This window comes from Erwinia piriflorinigrans CFBP 5888, from assembly GCF_001050515.1.
Taxonomy (GTDB): domain Bacteria; phylum Pseudomonadota; class Gammaproteobacteria; order Enterobacterales; family Enterobacteriaceae; genus Erwinia; species Erwinia piriflorinigrans.
The window spans coordinates 39,416-56,607 of record NZ_CAHS01000004.1 but is presented as its reverse complement, the minus strand read 5'-3'; the positions used below and the strand labels follow the sequence as shown (position 1 = coordinate 56,607).

The 17,192-nt window shown below is 54.4% G+C and carries 16 protein-coding genes; 3 read left to right on the top strand and 13 right to left on the bottom strand.

All coding sequences use genetic code 11. The annotated features are described in order from the left end of the window. Positions 1-236: 236 nt before the first annotated feature. Complete coding sequence (locus tag EPIR_RS01205) at positions 237-1,265, top strand: LacI family DNA-binding transcriptional regulator (protein WP_023653459.1); 1,029 nt, start codon at positions 237-239, stop codon at positions 1,263-1,265. A 279-nt stretch (positions 1,266-1,544) separates the two neighbouring features. Here the strand turns inward: EPIR_RS01205 and yigL are convergent, their stop codons facing one another. Both yigL and pldB read right to left on the bottom strand, forming a co-directional pair. Further along, a complete protein-coding gene (gene yigL, locus EPIR_RS01200) occupies positions 1,545-2,345 on the bottom strand; it encodes a sugar/pyridoxal phosphate phosphatase YigL (protein WP_048696650.1) in 801 nt (266 codons plus the stop codon). Positions 2,346-2,405: 60 nt separating this feature from the next. After that, the gene (pldB, locus tag EPIR_RS01195) at positions 2,406-3,398 is read right to left on the bottom strand and encodes a lysophospholipase L2 (protein ID WP_023653457.1); all 993 of its coding nucleotides are present in this window, start codon (positions 3,396-3,398) and stop codon (positions 2,406-2,408) included. 111 nt (positions 3,399-3,509) lie between these two features. Here pldB and rhtB point away from each other — a divergent pair, with 111 nt between their 5' ends. Then, positions 3,510-4,133 (top strand): homoserine/homoserine lactone efflux protein, encoded by a 624-nt coding sequence (gene rhtB / locus EPIR_RS01190; protein WP_023653456.1) that lies wholly within the window; start codon positions 3,510-3,512, stop codon positions 4,131-4,133. A 58-nt stretch (positions 4,134-4,191) separates the two neighbouring features. Here rhtB and recQ read toward each other — a convergent pair whose 3' ends face one another. Both recQ and pldA read right to left on the bottom strand, forming a co-directional pair. Beyond that, entirely contained in the window at positions 4,192-6,024 is a 1,833-nt protein-coding gene (recQ, locus tag EPIR_RS01185; RefSeq protein WP_023653455.1) for an ATP-dependent DNA helicase RecQ, read from the bottom strand. A gap of 63 nt (positions 6,025-6,087) precedes the next feature. After that, complete coding sequence (pldA, locus tag EPIR_RS01180; RefSeq protein ID WP_023653454.1) at positions 6,088-6,966, bottom strand: phospholipase A; 879 nt, start codon at positions 6,964-6,966, stop codon at positions 6,088-6,090. Positions 6,967-7,138: 172 nt separating this feature from the next. Here pldA and EPIR_RS01175 point away from each other — a divergent pair, with 172 nt between their 5' ends. Further along, the gene (locus EPIR_RS01175; RefSeq protein WP_023653453.1) at positions 7,139-7,609 is read left to right on the top strand and encodes a thioesterase family protein; all 471 of its coding nucleotides are present in this window, start codon (positions 7,139-7,141) and stop codon (positions 7,607-7,609) included. Between the two features lie 19 nt (positions 7,610-7,628). Here EPIR_RS01175 and corA read toward each other — a convergent pair whose 3' ends face one another. The 9 genes from corA to EPIR_RS01135 all read right to left on the bottom strand — a co-directional run bounded on the left by corA (position 7,629) and on the right by EPIR_RS01135 (position 17,146). Continuing rightward, positions 7,629-8,588, bottom strand: a complete 960-nt coding sequence (gene corA / locus EPIR_RS01170; RefSeq protein ID WP_023653452.1) for a magnesium/cobalt transporter CorA — start codon at positions 8,586-8,588, stop codon at positions 7,629-7,631. Between the two features lie 147 nt (positions 8,589-8,735). Continuing rightward, positions 8,736-8,792, bottom strand: a complete 57-nt coding sequence (ysgD, locus tag EPIR_RS19255) for a YsgD/CorL family protein (RefSeq protein WP_349842145.1) — start codon at positions 8,790-8,792, stop codon at positions 8,736-8,738. A gap of 93 nt (positions 8,793-8,885) precedes the next feature. Next, positions 8,886-11,048 carry a DNA helicase II gene (gene uvrD, locus EPIR_RS01165; protein ID WP_048696653.1) on the bottom strand — a complete coding sequence of 721 codons (2,163 nt, stop codon included), beginning with the start codon at positions 11,046-11,048 and terminating at the stop codon, positions 8,886-8,888. 57 nt (positions 11,049-11,105) lie between these two features. Then, positions 11,106-11,822, bottom strand: a complete 717-nt coding sequence (gene yigB / locus EPIR_RS01160) for a 5-amino-6-(5-phospho-D-ribitylamino)uracil phosphatase YigB (protein ID WP_023653450.1) — start codon at positions 11,820-11,822, stop codon at positions 11,106-11,108. Then, positions 11,822-12,730 (bottom strand): tyrosine recombinase XerC, encoded by a 909-nt coding sequence (xerC, locus tag EPIR_RS01155; RefSeq protein WP_023653449.1) that lies wholly within the window; start codon positions 12,728-12,730, stop codon positions 11,822-11,824. The genes yigB and xerC overlap by 1 nt, the downstream gene beginning before the upstream one ends. After that, entirely contained in the window at positions 12,727-13,437 is a 711-nt protein-coding gene (locus EPIR_RS01150) for a DUF484 domain-containing protein (protein WP_023653448.1), read from the bottom strand. Before EPIR_RS01150 ends, xerC begins: the two co-directional genes overlap by 4 nt. Next, positions 13,434-14,258, bottom strand: coding sequence for a diaminopimelate epimerase (gene dapF, locus EPIR_RS01145; RefSeq protein ID WP_023653447.1), 825 nt, complete (start codon positions 14,256-14,258; stop codon positions 13,434-13,436). The genes EPIR_RS01150 and dapF overlap by 4 nt, the downstream gene beginning before the upstream one ends. Before the next feature lie 27 nt (positions 14,259-14,285). Continuing rightward, positions 14,286-14,486, bottom strand: a complete 201-nt coding sequence (gene lptM, locus EPIR_RS01140) for an LPS translocon maturation chaperone LptM (RefSeq protein ID WP_084007824.1) — start codon at positions 14,484-14,486, stop codon at positions 14,286-14,288. A 104-nt stretch (positions 14,487-14,590) separates the two neighbouring features. Next, positions 14,591-17,146 carry a class I adenylate cyclase gene (locus EPIR_RS01135; protein ID WP_023653445.1) on the bottom strand — a complete coding sequence of 852 codons (2,556 nt, stop codon included), beginning with the start codon at positions 17,144-17,146 and terminating at the stop codon, positions 14,591-14,593. Positions 17,147-17,192: the final 46 nt, after the last annotated feature.

The following is a 17,192-nucleotide window of genomic DNA, read 5'->3' as shown; positions in this document are numbered from 1 at the left end:
AACTTAGGCCGTAACAGATGATCCATTCAGTCAGATATTTTATCCTGAATGAAATTAAACTCCTGGAAATAAAAGTTTTACTTCTTAATGAGCAATAAATGGCTATAGGTATTGCCAGTAACCGACAGTAAAAGAGGTTAGCAGCGGGGTTTTTAAGAATTAGCTCAATCGATGAAGCATCTTTATCACTTTTTAAAATAATCACCAAATGAAATTTAATTAGAGGTTTATATTCTGTGACAGAGGTCGGTAAAAGCAAGAAGACAACCATTTATGACCTGGCGGAAATAACGGGCGTGTCGGCAAGTGCAGTCAGTGCCATTCTAAATGGGACATGGAAAAAACGGCGCATTAGCGCCCGCCTTGCTGAAAAGGTGTCACAAATTGCCGAAGAAGAAGGGTATGAAGTCAACCGGCAGGCCAGCATGCTGCGCTCTTCTCAGTCCAGAATCATAGGGATGATCGTCCCCAAATACGATAATCATTATTTCGGCTCAATCGTGGAAAAATTTGAGGAAATGGCACGCGATCGCGGACTTTTTCCAGTCATTACCTGCACCCGGCGCGATCCCGCACTGGAACTGGAAGCGGCCAGAACCATGCTCTCATGGCAGATTGACTGTATGGTGGTCACCGGGGCGACAGATCCCGATAAAATCACCGAACTCTGTGCCACCTCGGGCATTCCGACGCTGAATCTTGACCTGCCCGGCACGCTGGCACCCTCCGTTATCTCAGATAACTACCGGGGCGCACTTGAACTGACACGACAAATTCTGACTAAAAACCAGCAGCTGGGAAACTTGCTGAAGCCACTGATCTTCATCGGGGGCCGTGCTACCGATCATAATACCAAAGAGCGTCTGAGGGGGTTTCTTGACGCACATCAGCAATTTCAGCTGGATGTCCCCACTGAAAACATATGTATGTGCGGCTACGAACATGAAAAAGCCGAACAGGCTCTGGAAAAATATTTCGCCATCGGGCAAGAAGTCCACACGGGTTTCTTTGTTAATTCGACGATATCGCTTGAGGGAGTGCTGCGCTTTTTAAGCGGTCGCGACGCGCTGGAGGTGAACAGGCGTCAGGCTATTGGATGCTTCGACTGGGACCCCTTCGTCGCCATGCTGGGTCAAGATATTATTATGGTCAGACAGGACGTTAACGCCATGATGGCACAAGTATTTAGTATGATGGAAAACGGCATAAAGGGTACGGGACTGAGTGAAATACCGCCTCTGCCGATCGGTAGCAAGCACCAATGAGAGAAAAGCGGATGCTTCCCGGATAAAGCCCTATGCACCCTCATGCACTAAAATTTTACTTATAAAAAACCTGACGGGTGAGGTCAGGTTTTTTTCCGACCCAGAGCGGGTGCTCCCGGCCAGAACAGAACTGTCTTTAACTAACCGTGTCACAGTAAACCCAATGTGCACTGCGTGCAAATTTTGACCATGACCTCTCGTTAATCCTTTTTCCCACAGGTATAGTCAGCGGGTTAGCTCTGCTGATGGTGGAACTTCCGGGCGCATCTCAACGCTTTTCTAAACTTCATACAGCTGGCGCAGGGTATGCGGCACCGCCTGCTCGCCATTGTTACCGATCACTTCCAGTTCTGGCAGTATGTCTTTCAGGCGCTGATGGGCGTTATTCATGATGTAACCTTTGCCCGCCATATTGAGCATCTCTTTGTCGTTCATCCCATCACCGAAAGTCACGCACTCCTCCAGCGAGTAACCCAATGATTTTGCCACCGCATCCAGCGCATGGCCTTTCGATACGCCGCCGGCCATCACTTCCAGACAGGTTGGCAGCGAGAAACTGACGTTTACCCGGTCGCCCCAGCGTGCTACCAGCGCCTGCTCCAGCGGGATGAGCAGTTCGGGAATGGCACAGGTGAAAAAAACTTTGCTAATGCCATCGGCTGCCAGCTGCCCCGGCTGGTAAATCTGGTAACCGAAGTCAGATTCCTGGAAGAAATCCATTTCATCGGGGCGATGACGGTTGAGGAACCACTCTTCATCCCGGTAAACGTTAGTGTAAATATCCGCATGACTATGCTGCATGGTGAACAGCTCACGCGCGATATCTTCATCAAGGTTATGACTGAATACCAGCTCACCGGCGGTGTTGTGCACGCGTGCGCCGTTAGAGGTGATCATCCAGGCATCAATGCCGAGGCTGTCGCGCATCTGCGCCACGTCAATATAGTGACGACCGGTGGCAAAGATAAAATGAATGCCTTTGCGGGCCAGCAGCTGAAGCGTTTCACGGGCAAAGAGGGAAAGCGTATGGTTTGGCAGCAGCAGCGTGCCGTCCAGGTCTGAAGCAACAATAGGGTACATAACACCTCTGGTTAATTTTTCCTGGTGGGAAGCGCCCACCGGTAATGTCATTTTGTCGACTCAGGTATGCCGGGCAAAAAAGGTGAGGACGGCTTCGAGCGCCGCTGCACGCATCCGGTCTTTCTCAAACAGGATCTCGTGGCGAGCACCTTCTATAATCAACGGCTTGCCGCCCTCGCAGGGCTGAGCAGCCGCCACCATCGTCTGGCAAAAAAGATCCTGAGCGCGGTTATCAACCACCTTATCGTCGGCGGCCTGCAATAGCAGCAGTGGAGTAGAGATCTGCGCAGCCTGATTCAAGACGCTTTGCCCGGCACGAACACTTTCCCGCACCCAGTGATACGTCGGGCCGCCGACGCGTATACCGGGATCGTCGGCATAAAAACGCACATTGCGGCGATAGCGTTCGCGGCTATGAGTCAAATCGTTTATCGAAAACGGGCGCGCGCGCCATTTCCCGGTACCCAGCGCATAATCATCGCGCACCGACGGGCGTTTTTCCGCCCAGTTGAGGATGCGGCGCGCCATCCATAACGGCATCGGCAGAAAAATACCAAACATCGGCGCAGCCAGCGCCACCGCATCAAAAGCCGCCGGCTGTCGTACCAGCATCAGGGCGAGGATCGCTCCCCCCATCGAATGCGCCAGCGCGTAGCGAAAGCGATAGTGACGCGTTACGATCTGTTGCAAATACAGCGTTTCCAAATCGTCGACGTAGTCTTCGAACGCCGCAACGTGCCCACGATGTGAATCCTTCAGTAGCCTGCCCGATCGCCCCTGTCCGCGATGGTCGATAATGAAAACGTCATATCCGCTATGGAACAGGTCGTAGGCCAGCTCTGGATATTTGACATAACTTTCAATGCGCCCCGGACACAATAAAATAACCTTGTCATGTTGCGGTGAGATGAAGCGGACGTAGCGGATTGGAACGTTTTCCACCCCGACAAACTCGTCCTCTTCGCGCTGCCTCCAGAAATCCAGCAGCGGGCCGGTAGCAAAAGCCGCAAAGGCTTTTTCACGCGTTAACCAGCTTTTTTGGCGCAGTTTCATCAGACGTTTTCCACTCGGGGCGCTTCATTCAACGTGAACAGAGTTACCCGTAGCAAGGCGTTCAACAATAACGTATTGTGTCACAATTGAACGTTTTCCGGGAGTGTTACCATGACTACCGAATGGTGGCTGACTTATCTGTTAACAACCATCATCTTAAGCCTGTCGCCGGGTTCCGGCGCTATCAATACCATGAGTACCGGCATCAGCCACGGTTATCGCGGTACTGTCGCCTCAATTTCCGGCCTACAGGTAGGATTATCGCTGCACATTGTGCTGGTCGGTGTCGGGCTGGGCGCGCTGTTCTCCCAATCCCTGTTGGCCTTTGAGATACTGAAATGGGCCGGTGCGGGTTACCTGGTGTGGCTGGGTATTCAGCAGTGGCGATCTGCCGGAGCGATAGATTTGAATGCGCTGGCCACGGCGATGCCGCGCCGTAAGCTGTTTAACCGTGCGGTGATGGTGAATCTGACCAATCCCAAAAGTATTATCTTTCTGGCGGCGCTTTTCCCGCAGTTTATCATGCCCGATCGGCCACAGGCCATGCAGTATCTGGTGCTGGGAGCGACAACGGTAGTGGTCGATATCATCGTCATGATAGGTTACGCCACGCTGGCGAGACGGATTTCAGCATGGATTAAAGGCCCGCATCAGATGAAATTACTAAACCGCATCTTTGGCGGCCTGTTTATGGCGGTGGGCGCTTTACTGGCATCAGCAAGACGGATTGCCTGAATAAAAAATGCAGGCTCCGCGCCAGCAGCCTGCTTTTTCGTGACCTGCGCCGCAGAGATTACTCTTCGTCACCGCCGTCAACATGCTCTTTGATCATCATCAGAAACGGCCTACCAAAGCGCTCCAGCTTTTTGTGCCCGACGCCGTTAACACTCAGCATCTCTGACGCGGTGATCGGCATCTGCTCCGCCATTTCAATCAGCGTTGCGTCATTAAATACCACGTACGGCGGAAGATTATCCTCATCAGCGATCGCCTTGCGCAGTTTACGCAACTTCGCAAACAGCTTGCGGTCGTAGTTGCCGCCGTAGGATTTCTGGCTGCTGCTGCGTGTTTTCACGCTCACCAGGCGCGGTACGGCCAGCAACAGGGATACTTCACCCCGCAGCACCGGACGGGCCGCTTCGGTTAACTGCAAGGCAGAGTACATGGCGATATTCTGCGTCATCAAACCGAGATGGATCAGCTGGCGCAGCACGCTGGTCCAGTGTTCATGGCTTTGATCGCGGCCAATGCCATATACGGGCAGCTTATCGTGCTGCATATCGCGAATACGCTGGTTATTGGCACCGCGCAGGATCTCGACGATATACCCCATGCCAAAGCGCTGGCCCACGCGATAAACGCAGGAAAGCGCTTTTTGCGCTTCGACCAGGCCATCGTAGCGCCGGGGTGGGTCAAGGCAGATATCACAGTTATCGCACGCCTGCTGACGTCCTTCACCGAAGTAGTTCAACAGCACCAGACGGCGACAGGTTTGCGCCTCGGCAAAGGCTCCCATCGCATTCAACTTATGGCGCTCAATGTCCAGCAGCGGCCCCTGAACCTTCTCTTCCAGACAGCGGCGCAGCCAGGCCATATCCGCCGGGTCGTACAGTAACAGCGCCTCAGCAGGCAGGCCATCACGCCCGGCGCGTCCGGTTTCCTGGTAATAGGACTCGATATTACGTGGGATATCGAAGTGAACCACAAAGCGCACGTTGGGCTTGTTGATGCCCATCCCGAACGCCACCGTCGCCACGACGATTTGCAGGTCATCACGCTGGAATGCTTCCTGCACCTGGGCGCGGTGCGCGTTGTCCATTCCGGCGTGGTAAGCCCCGACGCTCAAACCCCGACTCTGTAAACGGGCCGCAGTATCTTCAACCTTCGCCCGGCTGTTGCAGTAAATAATACCGCACTTGCCGCGTTGGTCCTGAACGTAGCGCAGCAGCTGTTCAGTTGGCTTAAATTTTTCCACCAGCGTATAGCGAATATTCGGTCGATCAAAACTGCTGATCTGGATCAGCGGATCGTTGAGCTGTAGCAGGCGGGCAATATCGTTACGCGTGGTTTCATCAGCTGTGGCCGTCAATGCCATCACCGGCACATCGGGCAGCCGTTGACGCAGCTGGCCCAGAGCGCCATATTCTGGGCGGAAATCGTGACCCCACTGCGAGATACAATGCGCTTCATCCACCGCCAGCATTGCCGGGTGACAGTGCGTGAGCTGCTCAAGGAAGTTGTCCATCATCAGGCGTTCAGGCGCGATGTAGAGCAAACGCACTTTTCCGCTACGACAGCCAGCCATGACGTTTTGCTGTTCTTCACGGTTTTGCGTCGAATTGAGGCAGGCTGCTGCCACCCCATTGGCCAACAGCTGATCGACCTGATCTTTCATCAGCGAGATCAGCGGGGAAACCACCAGCGTCAGCCCCTGACGCACCAGCGCCGGGATCTGATAGCAGAGCGATTTACCCCCACCGGTTGGCATCACCACCAGACAGTCACGTCCGTTCAACGACTCCTGGATGATGGCTTGTTGTCCCGGGCGAAACTGCTGATAGCCGAAGGTATCACGCAATACCTGGTCTGCCAGCGCTTCGTTATTGATGACTGCTGCCGTAGACACATTGTCCCCATATCTGCAATGACATAAATTCCAACCGGGCAGCACTGCCCGGTTGCTGTAACCTTAGAACAGGTCGTTAAGCGTTACGCCGACACCCACGCGCGTTTGGCGATGGTTGTAGTCGATAAGGGATTCCCCGTACCCGCTGAACACTTGGGTATAAAAGCGCACATGTTCTGTCAGTGGATAGCTCCAGCCCAGCTCGGCACCGCCGTAGCCGCTGTTCCAGTTGTAGTTGCTCTTCAGGCTGAAGATGCTGTCACCCAACTGGTAGCCCACCGTCAGGCGATAATACCCCATGTACTTGGTGATATCCGGGTTATCGTCATTATTTTCACTTTCTGGAAGACGGTACCAGGGTTTAACTTCTACCAGCCAGTTGCCGTTTTCCGCCATCAGACGGGCATAAACCCGGTTCCAGCTGCGGGATGTGGGTTCAGAACGTCCGTTAGACTGATGATTGAAACCGGTTTCGACGTCACGTAATGTCCATCCAGCAAAGCGGTAGTCCGTGGCCCAGCCGAGAAAAATTTGTGGCTCATAATCGGTCTCACGAAAGGGTGAAGATTCGCTGCGGTTGGAGAGCTGCCACCAGGATTTCTGCGTATAGGAAGCGGCCAGCACTGAGTTGTCGCCAACAATACCGCGCCACAGCGGGAATGCCAGGCTCAGCTGAAATTTCACCTCATCGTGCTTGGCTTTATCGCTCCAGCTGTAAGTCCGAATCGCTTCTTTATTCAGGTTGCTGGTGTCGGTATACAGCAGATAATTACTTTCGTAAGGGTACATCACGAAGGGGTTGTCATGTTTTTCCAGCAGATTGGCGATAATACTGCCAGGCACCGCAGGCTGGTCATGCACCTGTTTAATCGTGGCTTCCTGAGCCACTACTAACGTCGGCAACAGCAGAGCGGTTGCCAGCAGTCCTTTCAGCAGAGTCATATATTCTCCCGGGAGAGGCAGATAAGGTGGTTCAAAGCACGCCATTCTACACAGAAAATTCTTAGTCTATGAGTCCATATTTCCGAATATAGAAACGGCTGAATATTCAGCATAAAATATGCCTTCCGGTTAACATTTTCAGGTCGACTGCGTCAGAAGGAACTTTGTTATCATGTCCGTGCTCACTTTAGACCCGATGGCCGCGCGCCGTCTGATTGGCAAGATTTTTGTTTATGATATGCCGTTTAATCGTCAACTTGGTCTGACACTGGACCGTCTTGAATCCGAATTCGCACAGTTAAGCCTGGTTAATCAGCCTACGTTGGTCGGTAATACCGCCCAGGCCATTTTGCACGGTGGCGTTATCGCCTCAGTACTGGATGTGGCTGCCGGTCTGGTGTGTGTCAGTAGCGCCCTGACCCGCCAGCAAAGCATTCACGAAGACGAACTGCGCCAGCGCCTGTCGCGTATGGGCACCATCGACCTGCGGGTGGATTATCTGCGGCCAGGACGCGGGGAACACTTTATTGCCAGCAGCAGCCTGTTGCGCGGTGGTAACAAGATCTCCGTTGCAAGGGTTGAGCTGCATAATGACGCTGGCGTACATATTGCCAGCGCCAGCGCGACTTATCTGGTCGGTTGAAGAAGAAACGGCGGGTGATCTACAGCCAGTTTTTGCGCTTAAAGTAAGCATAAGGTGCCAGCCCGGCGAGGATCATCAGGACAATCGCCCCCGGATAACCCAGGCTCCACTTCAGCTCCGGCATAAATTCAAAGTTCATGCCGTAGCTTGATGCCACCAGCGTAGGCGGCAGGAACACCACCGAAACGACCGAGAAGATTTTGATAATGCGGCTTTGTTCAATATTGATAAAGCCCATCGCCGCCTGCATCAGGAAGTTGACCTTCTGGAACAGCGACTCATTGTGCGGCAGCAGGGATTCGATATCGCGCAGAACCTCACGCGCCTGCTCCAGCTGATTACCCGGCAGCCGCGCTTTTCGTACCAGGAAATTCAGCGCTCGCTGGGTGTCCATCAGACACAGACGCACCTTCCAGCCAACATCCTCCTGTCCGGCCAGCGTCGACAGGGCGGCGTCAAACTCATCGCCCTGCTTCCCTTCCATAATCACCCGGCTGAGTTTTTCCAGATCGCTATAAACGGTTTCGATCTCGTCCGCCAGCTGCTCAATTTTGGTTTCAAACAGATCCAACAACAGCTCAAAGGCATTGCCGTCGATCAGGGTTTGACTACGTGCACGCATACGGTAAAGGCGAAACGCCGGAAGCTCGCGCTCACGCAGGGTGTACAGACGCCCTTCACGGATAGTGAAGGCCACCGTCGAGTTACCGGCATGATCTTCAGCATCTTCATAAAAGAAAAAGGAGTGGATATGCAGACCGTCTTCATCTTCAAAGAAACGCGCAGAGGCTTCGATATCTTCCAGCTCCGGGCTGGTTGCCAGGACCTGGCCCAGTTCGTCCTGAACGCGTGCGCGTTCGGCATCTTCGGGTTCAATCAGATCCACCCAAACGGAATCGCTCAGATCGTCTCTACCACCCGCATCATCCAGTTCAAGACGAGTCAGACGGCTTTTATCCAGTTTAAATGCGCTCAGCATGGCTGTATTCCCAATTCGCAGTGATGATTGGGACAAAGCGCTCGAACACGGAAACATGCGTTTCAGTCAGAGATAGGGAAGGACTCACAGCGACGGGAAAATAGCATCGCCAACAACCACGAAGGCTATCGGCAAAGGAGGATAGCCTTAGGAGTTGTACCTGTTGTCCAGGTCAGTGAGCCAGTATCTACTGGGTGTGTCCAAGGCGAATGTCCTCTTATGATAGTGATGGGCGCATGTTACGCCGAGACGAAAAAGGCGTCAAGCCAGCAGCAGGCCCGTGCGCCCCGTCCGCTATTACATTGCTTCCAATTTGGCGTATGCGGCGACCAGCCATTTAATTCCCTGGCCCTGAAACGCCACCTGTAGACGGCTATGCTCACCGCTGCCTTCGAGGTTGACGATCGTCCCTTCGCCAAATTTCGCATGGTGTACCCGCTGGCCGAGGGCAAAGCCGCTGTCATTTTTCGCCACCGGCGTGCCCATACGCTGATGGCTGACCGGCCGACTGACGCTGGCACGCAGTCGCACCTCTTCGACACACTCCTCCGGCAGCTCTCCAATAAAGCGCGAAGGCCGATGATAGACCTCCTTGCCGTACAACCGCCGGGTTTCAGCGTAGGTCAGCGTCAGCTTCTGCATCGCCCGCGTCACGCCGACATAGGCAAGACGGCGCTCCTCTTCCAGTCGGCCGCCCTCTTCAAGCGACATCTGGCTGGGGAACATGCCTTCCTCCATGCCGACGATGAATACCTGCATAAATTCAAGACCTTTCGCGGCGTGCATGGTCATCAGCTGCACGGCGTCCTGCCACTTATCGGCCTGTCCTTCCCCCGCTTCCAGCGCGGCATGAGACAAAAATGCCTGTAGCGGCATCAGGTCTTCATCCTCATCCTGATAGCTGTACTGGCGGGTGGCATTGACCAGTTCTTCAAGGTTTTCGATACGCGCCTGGCCCTTCTCGCCTTTCTCCTGCTCGTACATCAGCCACAGGCCGGAGTCTTTAATGACCCGATCCGTCTGAACGTGCAGCGGCATTTCGCTGGTTTCGTGCGCCAGCGAGTCCACCAGTTCGGTGAAACGTTGCAGTGCGGAAGCCGCACGCCCGGCCAGCGCTTTTTCCTGTAACAGCGCGCGGGCGGTTTGCCATAAGGTCAGCTGGCGCTCACGCGCCGTCTGGCGAACCACATCAAGCGTGCGGTCGCCGATACCGCGCGTGGGGGTATTCACCACGCGCTCAAAAGCCGCATCGTCATTACGGTTGGAGATCAGGCGCAGATAGGCGAGAGAATCCTTGATTTCCTGGCGTTCGAAGAAGCGCATGCCGCCATAAATACGGTACGGCATGCTGGTTTGTAACAGTGCTTCTTCCAGCACGCGCGACTGGGCGTTACTGCGGTACAGGATGGCGCAGTCATTCAGCGCTCCGCCCTTCTCCATCCATACCTTGATGCGATTAACCACAAAGCGCGCTTCATCCAGCTCGTTAAAGGCGCAGTAAATCGCAATGGGCTCGCCGTCGCTGTCTTCGGTCCACAGCTCTTTACCCAAGCGGCCGTTGTTGTTGGCAATCAGGGTATTCGCGGCTTTCAGGATGTTGTTCGTCGAACGGTAGTTCTGCTCAAGACGAATGGTTTCTGCCGCCGGGAAATCGTTCAGGAAGCGCTGGATATTTTCCACCTGCGCCCCACGCCAGCCGTAGATCGACTGATCGTCATCACCGACGATAATCACTTTCCCCGTGTCACCGGCCAGCATACGGATCCAGGCATACTGGATATTGTTGGTATCCTGGAATTCGTCCACCAGGATGTTGGTGAACCTTTCACGATAGTGGTTAAGGATATGCGGTTTATTCAGCCACAGCTCGTGCGCACGCAGCAGCAGCTCGGCGAAATCCACCAGCCCGGCGCGATCGCATGCCTCCTGGTAGGCCTGGTAAATACGCAGCCAGGTTTGCTCAATCGGGTTGCCGTAGCTTTCAATATGCTTCGGACGCAGGCCTTCGTCTTTCTTGCCGTTGATGTACCACATCCCCTGACGGGCTGGCCACTGCTTCTCATCCAGATTCATCGCTTTAATCAGGCGTTTCAGCAGGCGTAGCTGATCTTCACTGTCGAGGATCTGGAAGTCCTGCGGCAGGTTGGCATCCAGATGGTGCGCACGCAGTAAGCGGTGCGCCAGACCGTGGAAGGTGCCGATCCACATGCCGCCCTGGCTGGTGCCAATCAGCTGTTCAATACGATGGCGCATTTCCGCCGCCGCCTTGTTGGTGAACGTTACCGCCATGATCGAATGAGGAGAACAGTTTTCTACCGCCATCAGCCAGGCGATGCGATGTACCAGCACGCGCGTTTTGCCACTGCCCGCTCCGGCCAGCACCAGCAGATTACTGCGCGGCGCGGCCACGGCTTCACGTTGTTTGTCATTCAAGCTATCGAGCAGGTCAGAAACGTCCATAGGCACCATCAGGGATCGGGAGCGGCAGGCCGCTCCACTGGTTAAATAACCAGGTTATTATATCAGCGCAGTCAGCGATGCCAACTGCGAAATTTCCAGCGTGGGGAGCAGACGGGAATCATTGATGTGCATCAGATTCCCTTCATGCAGGTTAATCCAGCACGCCTGCATCCCGGAGCGTACTGCGCCAGCCACATCGGTCGTCAGATCGTCACCGATATGCAGGATATGTTCCGGGCGCAGGTTCAGGCGTTCAGCAGCACGGTGATACATGTCCTGCCAGGGCTTGGCGCGACCATCTGGCCCGGCACGTAAAATAAACTGGAAGTATTTATCCAGTCCGCACAGATGAGGTTCAGCGTTACCGTTGGTGATCGCCACCAGCGGTATCCGCGCGGCCAGCGAGGCCAGCGTATTGTGCGTTTCTGTGGGCACGTCAATCTGGCTACGCCAGTGAGCGAAAACGTCCATGACGGTATGCGCACCGCTGGCTGCCTGTGCGGAAGGGATACCGACATCCAGCATCGATTGTTCGACGGCGCGACGCCGCCATTCCGTCACGTCGTGATAAATTTCCGGCTCAGCGGCCAGCAGCCGTTCACGCACCTGCTGATACTGCTGCACGCTAAAGTCCTGTAGCGCCGGATGATGTGCCTGCAACGCGGCATGAGAGGCCTGCGTGGTGCGGCGGATCACTGGGAAATTGTCATACAGGGTATCGTCGAGGTCGAAGGTCATGGCCGCAATAGGACGCAGCGAGCGGTAAAAGTGCATCAGGATTTTCCTCGTTTCGCACGGGGATGAGCAGCATCATAAACTGATGCCAGGTGTTGAAAGTCGAGATGTGTATAGATCTGGGTGGTGGTCAGGTTAGCATGACCTAGCAGCTCCTGCACCGCACGCAGATCGCCACTCGATTCCAGCATATGCGTGGCGAATGAATGCCGCAGCTTATGCGGATGAATATGGCTGGATAAGCCCTGCTTCACTCCCCATTCGGCAAAGCGCTTTTGCACATTCCGTGTCGAAATGCGCTTGCCTTTATTCGACAGGAACAGAGCGTTGTCTTCCGGGTCAAACAGTTCGCGCATTTCCAGCCAGTTTTCAATCCAGTATACGGCAGTACGCCCCATCGGCAGGCGGCGCTCTTTGCTCCCTTTACCCACAACCCATACCTCGCCGGACGCCAGATCGAGATGCCCGAGGTCAATGCCCACCAGTTCGGATAAACGCAGCCCGGCACCATACATTACCTCCAGCATGGCGCGATCGCGTACCGCCAGCGGATCGTTAAGATCGATCTCCAGCAGGCGATTCACTTCATCGACATCCATGTTTTTCGGCAGATGGCGTGCCGCACGCGGCGTGGCCACGCCTTTCGCCGGGTTGGCTTTGATCACGCCCTGGCTCACCAGCCAGTCAAGAAAGCTGCGTAATGCAGAAAGGCGCAGGGCAAGGCTGGCAGGTTTTAATCCACTGCGGGTACTACGTGCGGCCAGAGAACGTACCAGTGCGGCATCCAGTCGCGCCCAGTCACTGACCCTGAGTTCGTCGAGCAGGACAATAAGCGCGCTAAGCTGACGGCGATAGTTGATCTGGGTGAGCGGACTAAGCTGACGCTCCACTTTTAAAAAGCGCAGAAAACCCTCTACGGCAGCAAGCAGAGGGGATACGCTGTTCACACGCGCTCAATCCAACGCGACAGCAGCTGTGGCAGCATCACGGACAGATGCTGTAACAGCACCGTTCCCATACCGGACTGATAATGCTGGCCGTCACGGCTGCTGAAAATCAGCACGCCAAGATCGCCGTCTTCACCTAACAGCGACACGGCCACCGAACCGATCGCTTTTGCCTGCGGAAGCAGCAACAGTAATTCTGGGCCATTCAGGCTGCCGAGGTAATGATTTTGCTTGCCCAGCCGCTGAATGCGTAACGGCTCAAATGCCTGGCGAGACAGTGCCAGTTGGGTGAAATCAGAAGGGGCTCCAATGCGCCATTTCTCGCTGAATAAACGGATATTTGCCCCGGCCAGGCCAAATTCGCGCGCCCAGCGATGCAGACGATTAAGCATGTCATGCAGGCTGGAAGCCGAAACCAGATGCCCCTGTAAGGCGAGTAAACGCTCAAACAGCTGTTGGTTCGCGCTGGCCTGCTCCATCAATAGCGTGATCTCTTCCTCCAGCTGCTGGATATGATGGCGCTGACGTTTCAGCTGCCACTCAACCAGAGACACCGAACCGCGCACCGGGTGAGGTATCATCATCTGCTCGACCTGCCGGGCATTGCGCATAAAGAAGTCCGGGTTTTGCCGCAGGAAATCACTCACGATGTCATCGTCCAGCAGAGTGGCTTCGGCGTTCTGTGCGTGTTCTCCGACCTGTTTCATAAATGGATAAATCCGTCATAAACGTGAGTGGCTGGCCCGGTCATATGCAGGGGATGTCCTGGCCCTTTCCAGGCAATATTCAGCGAACCGCCGGGTAAATCGACCCGCACTTTTTCTGCCAGCAGCCCCTGCTGGATGCCCACCGCCACCGCTGCACAGGCTCCGCTGCCGCAGGCCTGGGTTTCACCCGCACCACGTTCATAAACGCGCAGGCGGATATGCTCACGGTGAACCACTTCCATAAAGCCGACGTTAACCCGTTCCGGGAAGCGCTCGTGGCTCTCCAGAACCGGGCCGAGTGTTTCAACAGCCGCCGTTTTGACGTTATCAACCTGTAATACGCAGTGAGGATTACCCATTGATACCACTCCACACATGACGGTTTGTTCAACGGCGCGCATCAGATAAATGTTTTCTGCTTTTTGGGCCCGGAACGGTATCTGCTGCGGTTCAAAATTAGGTTCGCCCATATTCACGCAGACCAACTCATCCTGAGTGATGCTCAATACCATTCGACCCGACTGGGTGCTGACGCGGATCTCATTCTTATTTGTCAGACCTTTAAGCCGGACAAAACGGGCAAAGCAGCGCGCGCCATTACCACACTGCGCCACTTCGCTGCCGTCAGCATTAAAAATACGGTAGTGGAAGTCGAGGTCGGGATCGTAAGGCGGTTCGACGATCAGTAACTGATCAAAGCCGATCCCCAGATGGCGATCGGCCAGACGACGGATCAGTTCTGGAGAGAAATAGACATTTTGCGTAACGGCATCCACCACCATGAAGTCGTTGCCGAGACCGTGCATTTTCGAGAACTGCATTTTCTGCTCCGCCGAGTGCGTCATAATTTACTGAGTCGGTTGCGCACTCTGCCCTTTCGCCGTGGCAGACTGTTGTGCATGGCTGCCGGAAGGTGTCGATGGCGCTGCCTGGGTGGTTTTCGGCTTGTCCTGCTGCTGATTTGGAAAATAAAGCGGGCCTTTCAGACCACATCCCGTCAGGCTCGCGGCAGCCATTATCAAGGCCAGCTGGCTAATTCGTTTTTTCATTCTCATTCTGCTCATCTTCAATCTGTATATGCCGCCTATCATCGCAGTTGAAGTCCGAAAAGCAACAGGAAAAGCGAATCTGGCCCGGCGGGAAGTACTGAATGTTACTGCATCTGGTAGCAACGGTCGCTGCCTTCACCCGCCGCCGCGTCCGGCAAATTGGCGCACAGCTGCGTTATCACCTGGCTGCGAAAAGGGATCACCTGGAAACGGTCGTCGACCTGCACAATCTGATAGAACTGTGGCAGGTTAAAATTGATAAAGCTTGACCCGTAGGTAAAGCGATCGTGAGAAGATGAGTAAAAGCGGCTTACGTCGCGCACCAGCTCCTCTTTACTGCCCTCACAATGGTGATAGATCTCAACACGGTTAGTTTCATCGAGGATATAAATATTGAAACCGTGATCGTCATGGGTATCTTCAAAGAAAAACTGGATAATGCCTTCACTGGCATAGCCATTGACCACCGCTGGCAGCCGAGTCTGGTCGCTTTCTACCTTCAGCGACAGGCCGTGCAGTTTATTATTTGAGATAGCTCCGTAGAATTCCACCGCGTTCTCCAGCTTCTGTACCGAGACGCTGAGACGCTCGAAGAACAGCCCCCAGGTCTGACCGGCCACGCGCAACGCTTTAAAACGGCCCGGCTCCTGGCGCGTGCTCGAAAGACGCTGTTCAATACATTCAGAGATCAGCTGTTGCACACGGGTGCGAATCAATCCACGCAAGTGCTGACTGTAGCAAAACACGTCAACCGAATCGGGCGGCGAGGCATCCTGATGCATTTTGCCCAAGATCGTTTTTAACGCTTCAATCATCGACTGTTCGCCGTTGAAATGCAGAGTACGCACTTCATTCCACGAATTGCGATATAGCAGGTCAACGCTGCCCACCAGGCACTGCTGCTGCTGACCGAAACTGAAGATGTCCAGCTTGCGGAAATCGAAGTGCACCACCTGGTTGCGGAAGGCTGCCGTCGGGTCCGCTTCCAGGTTAATAATAATGGCCAGATGGCGAATTTCACACGGGCTGTAGAGCGCTTTCGGTGTCGGTGTCGGTAGCCTCACGGGGAAATGGTGCGTTACATCCGCCACCAGCTCCTGCAAACGAGACAGCTCGAAGCTCTCATTACCTTTGATATACAGGCGCGTGTTGCTGGTCAGCAAACCGTTAAACCACGCCCATGCCACCAGCTTATTCAGATAGCGGTTATATTCGAGTGGCTGATGGCTGATAATCGAATCCATGTCCGGCGCCTGGTTATACAGATACCAGCCCGCACGATTTGCCCGGCCATTGGGCACATGGATAAACGTAAGATGCGGTTCGGAAAGATCGGGCGATATCTGCGGATTAAGCAGCGTCACTTTACCCGGTAACGCTTCAAACGCGGCGTAAAGTTTGCGCGTTAGCACGCCAATATCCTGCGGGCTGGCGCTCACGCTTAAATTATTACGCCGGGCAAAGCGGATCAGGTTGCGGTAGCTCTGCATCATCGCATCCAGCAGCTCATTGTGCGCTTCGCGTACCTGCCCGATTTTCCAGTCCGCACGGCTATCAAGCATCGCCAGTCGCTGCTTATCCCAGCCCCACTCCCGCACCAGCTGACTGAGAATTTCACGCCGCCAGCCGCTGTTTTCTGATGTCAGTGACAACTTCTCACACACCTTTAAATAGAAACAGCGGCGTACCAGATCGAGGCGGGCATGATCGTCAATGCCGGTGAGATATCGGGTCACGCGCTCAAGCATCATGCAATAGGGATCAAGACCGTAAGAAACAATCTCGCCGTCATGCAGGCGCTGTTTAATGTCCATCGCCAACAGGCGCGTGTCAGGATACTCCCAGGAGTAAGCTTCAAGCAGCAGGGTTTTCAACACCGCCTTATACGGCGAGTCGATACTTTTATACAGCTGCCACAGGCTGGCACCAAAATACTCTTCTGCCGATAGCGTGCCGAGACCGCCGAGATCCAGCCATTCATTAGGCGTCAACACCCCGCGTTGATACAGCGACATGACATAGTCATCGTACTGGTCTTCTTCTTCACGCGGCACCATATTCCACAGAATGCGTTTACCGGCCATGCGGACGGCGGTGCGGTAAAATTCATCAAGCAGCAGAATATGCTGAGTTGAACCGCAATCTTCACCGCCGAGGCTGCCACTTTCATTGTGACGGAAGCGATTTTCATCGATCAGGAAGAAACTGACCTCAATGCCCATTTCCTGACACCAGTTTTGCAGCAGAATGCATTTCTTCTGTAGGCTGAGGCGTTCGTCATTGTCCAGCCACGACTGGTGGCAAACCCAAATATCAAGATCGGAAGTGGCGTTCTGCCCAACGGAAGAGGTACTACCCATTGAATACACGCCGGTAATCGGCATTTCACCCGGCGCAAGAGTGGCAACATCGGAGCCAGATTTTTCTTCCAGCGTGCGCAGATAAGCGAGTTGATTTTCATCAGGCGTGTAAAAGCTGATGCCGTGCGGGACGTTACCTTCCAGGTAACCCGGCATCAGTGGATGGTGATAATGTAATAAGGTTGGCAGAAGACTGTAAACCTGTTGGAATGCAGGCCCCATCGCAGCCAGAGCGCGGTCAACGCGCAGCTGATTGATGGCATCCAGTCTCTGTTTCAGTGTCTCTATGTAGAGGTACAAGACGTCTCACCTGATTATCCCAGTGCCTATACCCCGTTGATGACCG